Genomic DNA, 4,674 nt, shown 5'->3' on the forward strand with positions numbered 1-4,674 from the left:
CGGCACAAGCGAAACGGTCTCTACCTCAAACTCCGATAGAGCGTTCGGAAGCGATCCTGTGACGTCGGCAAGCCCGCCGGTTTTAACGAGCGGGAAAATCTCCGATGTTACCGATAGGACTTTCAACCGCCCCTCTCCTCATTTTCCAGACCCGAGGCTTCGAGCATTGGACGATGCCCTTCTATATCTGGCAGGCTGCCATCCTCGATCTGCGGATCGGGCGCGATTTTCGCAGCCTATGTCGTGTTTGCCGTGCTAGGTGAGCGCCTCATCCGACCTTCCTCAGGTCCGGCGACACGCCGCCGCTTCGATTGACGCTGAGCACGACCTCCTGGACTAAAGAGACCGCAGTCTCTAACTTTCGGGATAAGCAGAGGTTCCGTCGTGTTCGCTTCCCGACATAGGGGAAGGCGTTAGACTCATTTGAAAGTCGGTTTTGTCAAAGCAGCAGCTTGCGACTTCTAAGACCGCCTGAAAAACTTCCACATCCACGTAAATTCCCACGGGGGTGAGCGCCCGTGCTCAAGGAGCTAAATTGAAAAACGGGGGAAAATGCTAGATGAGGAGATGCGGTTCAGTGTTGGACCGGCTCGGTGATCACCGGCCTCTCGCAGAAGTCAATCTTGCCGCGAGGAAACCTCCGAGCATTCGCCCGGCTTTCGAAAGTATTCGATCGCTGTCCTATGAGATACCAGATCGCAAAGAGTGAATCTCCATCGCGACAGATGGCATTCCGGGCAACGGTTGATGCACGTCAGGTTCCAATCATCGATGCGGCCTCGCCGCGCTCTTCAACGACGGCGTCCTTAGTTTCGCGAATGGAGCAGCTCTCGAAGACGCGCGCGGTCCGTCACACCACGTTGAAACCAACCTAAAAGATGGCGAGCCGCCTCTTGCGCTGCACTGTCGGCACGATCCAACGAGTTCTCGCGACAGTAGTCTGTGATCAGTCCCTGCATCATGGAAACCTCATCGGGGCCAAGCGGCTGCTGGCCGTCCTTGTCGAATGCCTGAAACATAGCGTCCTCCCGCCAGTCGCTTCGAGCTTTAAGAACTTTAGAGCCGTGAAGACCGGGGGACAATCACAAGGCCGGCGGCCTTTCCGATGGTCTGAAACCGTACAAATGCTTTCCACTCCTTTGAACATTCCTTGATGGTTTGCGATCGAAGCAAGTCGCACACGAAGGTGCGATTCCGTACGCTCTTCCTTTTTGCGGAACGGCAAAGCACTCAAGGCATTGTTTCTCTATTTTCAAGAAAGGAGAGACATATGCCAGCCGCCGCGCCAGCCACGCTCGAAGCCGAAGTCGTCTCGCTTCTACCTATCCTGAGATGCTTCGCACGCCGCTTCGTGATCAGTCAGAGCGACGTCGACGACCTCACGCAGGAAACAGTAGTGAAGATGCTTTCTCACCTCGATAGCTTCACGCCGGGCACAAGCTTGAAAAGTTGGGCCTTCACGATCATGAGAAACACCTTCATCACCGAGTACAAGCGACAGAAGCGGATGGCAGCGATTTGGGATAGCCCTGAGCTTTGCGGGATTTCAGTGCCCTCCACGCAGCAAGGTTTCGTCTATTTGGCGGAGGTTGGCCGCGCGGTCGCCGGCCTTCCGCCTACGCAGCGTCAAGCTCTCGTCTTGGTGCTGTCGGGTTCATCCTATCAAGCGGCTGCGGAGAGCTGTCGCTGCCAGATAGGAACGATCAAAAGTAGAGTTTCAAGGGCGAGGACGACGCTGGTCCAAATGCTCGGAGAGAACTCGTTCCATGCAGCGGGGACAATCCAATGACATCTGCGACAACGGCGAAATTTAATGGAACCGACGCCGCGCCGCGTCGTTCGACAAATGGATTTTGCATGAAGGAATCCGAAAACTCCAACTTCAGGAGGAAATGAGAATGGCTTCCCAAGGTGGAACTCATGAACAGCACGTTAAGGCTGGCCAGCAGAGCCGTAAAGGCGGCGGCGGCAGGAAGCAGGGTGCGACACAGGACGGTCAGTCGAGTTCGAGCCGCAGAGACTCTCACGAGAGGCAACCGAAGGCCGGCAAGCAGGGCCACAAGAAGAGCTAACAGAGTTGGAGAGGCTCAGAGGAGCCTCCTCCTTTGCGCCGAAAGGCCAGACTTGACCGATTCAGGAAAAATATCGTCCGCGAATTGCAAATCGTCCAACAGGCCAACATGGACAACTAGAACAGCGGCGGAAACAGGCGCCACATAGCGCTCCGGCGCCTGAGGTCGGAACAACTGCGGGATGGAGGCGTTACCGGTGCTCGTTGTGTCCATCTCAGGAGTTCTATCGTGAAAACCTATTTAATCGCCGGTCTTGCCGTCCTTATCTCCACGCCCGTATTTGCGCAGTCCGCCGCCGAGAAAACCGGCATTAATTCGGTCATGGGGGTCGCACCAAAGACCGAAGACTTTGTGACGGAGGCCGCCGGAAGCGATATGTTCGAAATCGAATCCAGCAAGCTCGCGCTCGTCCTCTCCGAAGACGCCGCGACGAAAACATTCGCTCAGCAGATGATCACCGATCACACAAAGACGTCCGACGAACTGAAGACAATGGTGTCGGGCGGCAAGGTTAAAGCGACCATCCCGGCGGCGATGAGTTCATCGCAGCAGAGCATGCTCGACAAGCTCACGAAACTCAAAGGGAACGACTTCAATAAGCAGTATCACTCCGATCAGGAAGACGTGCACAAAGACGCGGTCGACTTGTTCAAGCGCTATGGGGACGAGGGCGACAACGCCGCTCTTAAGGCCTGGGCCGCAACGACACGTCCGGCACTTGAGCACCATCTCCAGATGGCGACCGACATGAACCAATAAGTCACCGGCGATCGCAGGTTAGCAGAAGGCATGCCGTTTCCTACAGAAACGCGAACGAATGATTCCGGAACCCATCTGGCCTTCAAGCATCGCTTGCGCAATAGCTCTAGTGGTTGCAGGCAACGACAAGGGGAATGTCGAGGGTCTCGTCGGCTACGCCCACGTAACTTTATGGCGCCGATCCCGTAGTTTCCGACATGGGATGCGTTCAACGCTTTGCCGGGACGTCCATAGCGATCCCGGATCAGGTCGTGGGACAGGAAGCCACTGAACAGCGCTGCGCGCTTGCGCGTGCCGTGGGGCAGGATCTTTGCCACCAAGCAACGGTCGTTGTCATAGACGATCGACTGCGGCACGGCCCCGAAGAAGGCGAACGCATGGATGTGGCCATCAAGCCAGGCCTCAGCTACCGCCGCCGGATAGGCCTGCACATAGCAGCCGTCGCTGCGCGGTAGATCGAGCACGAAGAAGCGGGCCTTCTGCTCGACGCCGCCGATCACCACAGTCGCCTCGCCGAAATCGGCCTGCGCATGGCCGGGCGGATGCGACAATGGCACAAACACTTCCTGGCGCCGCTGATCCCGCTCGCGCATATAATCCTTGATGATCGTGTAGCCGCCAGTGAACCCGCACAGACGGACACCCGCTTGGCCGTATGGCGCTGCTTGCGCGGCACCTTCATATCCTCTTCCAGCAATGCTCGATCGTCGAAACGAACGCATCCAGCTGCCTTTCTGGAAGAGCAATGCCGCAAACGCCAGAGCGATAAGCTACGCGGCGAAAACGAGACGACAGGCGAACGCTTGCTGCGGGATCTCGCGGCCATGCGCTCCTTGCCGGCGTCGCGCGATCAGGCGAGTGCTATTGCGACAGCCCAGTCATTGCGCTCGGCCCGAGCGGTACGGGCAAGACGCATGTTGCACTCGGTCTCGGCCTGGCCGCATGCCAGAAAGGCTTATCCGTCGGCTTCACCACGGCCGCCGCCCTGGTCAGCGAGATGATGGAGGCACGTGACGAACGGCGTCTGCTCGCTTCCAGAAGCAAATGGCTGCATACTAGCTCTCATCATCGATGAACTGGGCTTCGTGCCGCTGTCGAAGACCGGCGCGGAGTTGCTGTTCGAGCTGATCTCGCAACGATACGAACGCGAAGCCACCCTGATCACCAGCAATCTTCCGTTTGACGAAACCCTGGGTTCCGAGCGTCTGACAGGCGCACTGCTCGATCGCATCACCCACCACGTCAACATCCTCGAGATGAATGGCCACAGCTATCGTCTCGCCCAAAGTCGAGCCCGCAAGGCAGGCTGAAGCTCTTCTCAAAAAATCGCCACGCACGCGTGAGACCCCCGCTCGGGCTACGCCCTCCCGGAGGTCTCATGCGTGCGCCACAAGTGGCCTGGTTTTACTCCGCCGTTGACATCAACTCCACACGCGCGGAGCCTTCGAGATTAGACTTCACTTTGCTGTCACCCGCCAGATCGTGTTGCCGACATCGTCGGCAACAAGAAGGGCACCGTCCTTGGCGACGGCAAGGCCGACGGGTCTGCCTCGTGCCTCGCCTTTCTCATTCAGGAAGCCGGTCACCACGTCCTGGGGATCGCCGTTCGGGCGTCCGTCTTTGAAGGGCACAAAGATGACCTTGTAGCCGTTGAACGTATCGCGGTTCCAGCTCCCATGTTCGCCGACAAAAGCGCCACCTCGATAAGACTCGGGAAGATTGTCTGCGTTATAGAAGACCATGCCGAGCGGGGCTACGTGAGCACTTAGGGCATAATCGGGAACGATCGCCTTGGCGACCAGGTCGGGTCGGGGTGGCATAACCCGCGGATCAACGTTCTGGC

Annotated in this window: 5 protein-coding genes and 3 pseudogenes; 4 read left to right on the forward strand and 4 right to left on the reverse strand. The window is 57.8% G+C overall.

Annotated elements, in window-relative coordinates; translation table 11 throughout:
- Both AB4048_RS28495 and AB4048_RS28500 read right to left on the reverse strand, forming a co-directional pair.
- Positions 1-126, reverse strand: a 126-nt coding sequence (locus AB4048_RS28495) for a glycogen/starch synthase (protein WP_442203538.1), incomplete at its 3' end; no start/stop codon positions are given.
- 680 nt (positions 127-806) lie between these two features.
- A complete protein-coding gene (locus AB4048_RS28500) occupies positions 807-1,019 on the reverse strand; it encodes an acetyltransferase (protein WP_442205304.1) in 213 nt (70 codons plus the stop codon).
- Between the two features lie 251 nt (positions 1,020-1,270).
- Here AB4048_RS28500 and AB4048_RS28505 point away from each other — a divergent pair, with 251 nt between their 5' ends.
- Entirely contained in the window at positions 1,271-1,789 is a 519-nt protein-coding gene (locus tag AB4048_RS28505; protein ID WP_442205305.1) for a sigma-70 family RNA polymerase sigma factor, read from the forward strand.
- Positions 1,790-2,300: 511 nt separating this feature from the next.
- Positions 2,301-2,831, forward strand: a complete 531-nt coding sequence (locus AB4048_RS28510; protein WP_442205306.1) for a DUF4142 domain-containing protein — start codon at positions 2,301-2,303, stop codon at positions 2,829-2,831.
- Between the two features lie 194 nt (positions 2,832-3,025).
- On the opposite strand, the pseudogene AB4048_RS28515 reads toward AB4048_RS28510, so the two are convergent.
- Positions 3,026-3,569, reverse strand: a pseudogene (locus AB4048_RS28515) (IS21 family transposase); the annotation flags it as partial.
- Here AB4048_RS28515 and AB4048_RS28520 point away from each other — a divergent pair.
- Both AB4048_RS28520 and AB4048_RS28525 read left to right on the forward strand, forming a co-directional pair.
- Positions 3,563-3,715, forward strand: a pseudogene (locus AB4048_RS28520) (IS21 family transposase); the annotation flags it as partial. The pseudogenes AB4048_RS28515 and AB4048_RS28520 sit on opposite strands and share 7 nt — an antisense overlap.
- Positions 3,709-4,141, forward strand: a pseudogene (locus AB4048_RS28525) (ATP-binding protein); the annotation flags it as partial. The pseudogenes AB4048_RS28520 and AB4048_RS28525, both read left to right, overlap by 7 nt.
- A gap of 147 nt (positions 4,142-4,288) precedes the next feature.
- Here the strand turns inward: AB4048_RS28525 and AB4048_RS28530 are convergent.
- Positions 4,289-4,674 (reverse strand): PQQ-dependent sugar dehydrogenase (locus AB4048_RS28530; RefSeq protein ID WP_442205307.1); only part of this gene is annotated, 386 nt, incomplete at its 5' end.

Source organism: Rhizobium sp. RAF56 (assembly GCF_052113965.1).
Taxonomy (GTDB): Bacteria; Pseudomonadota; Alphaproteobacteria; order Rhizobiales; family Rhizobiaceae; genus Rhizobium.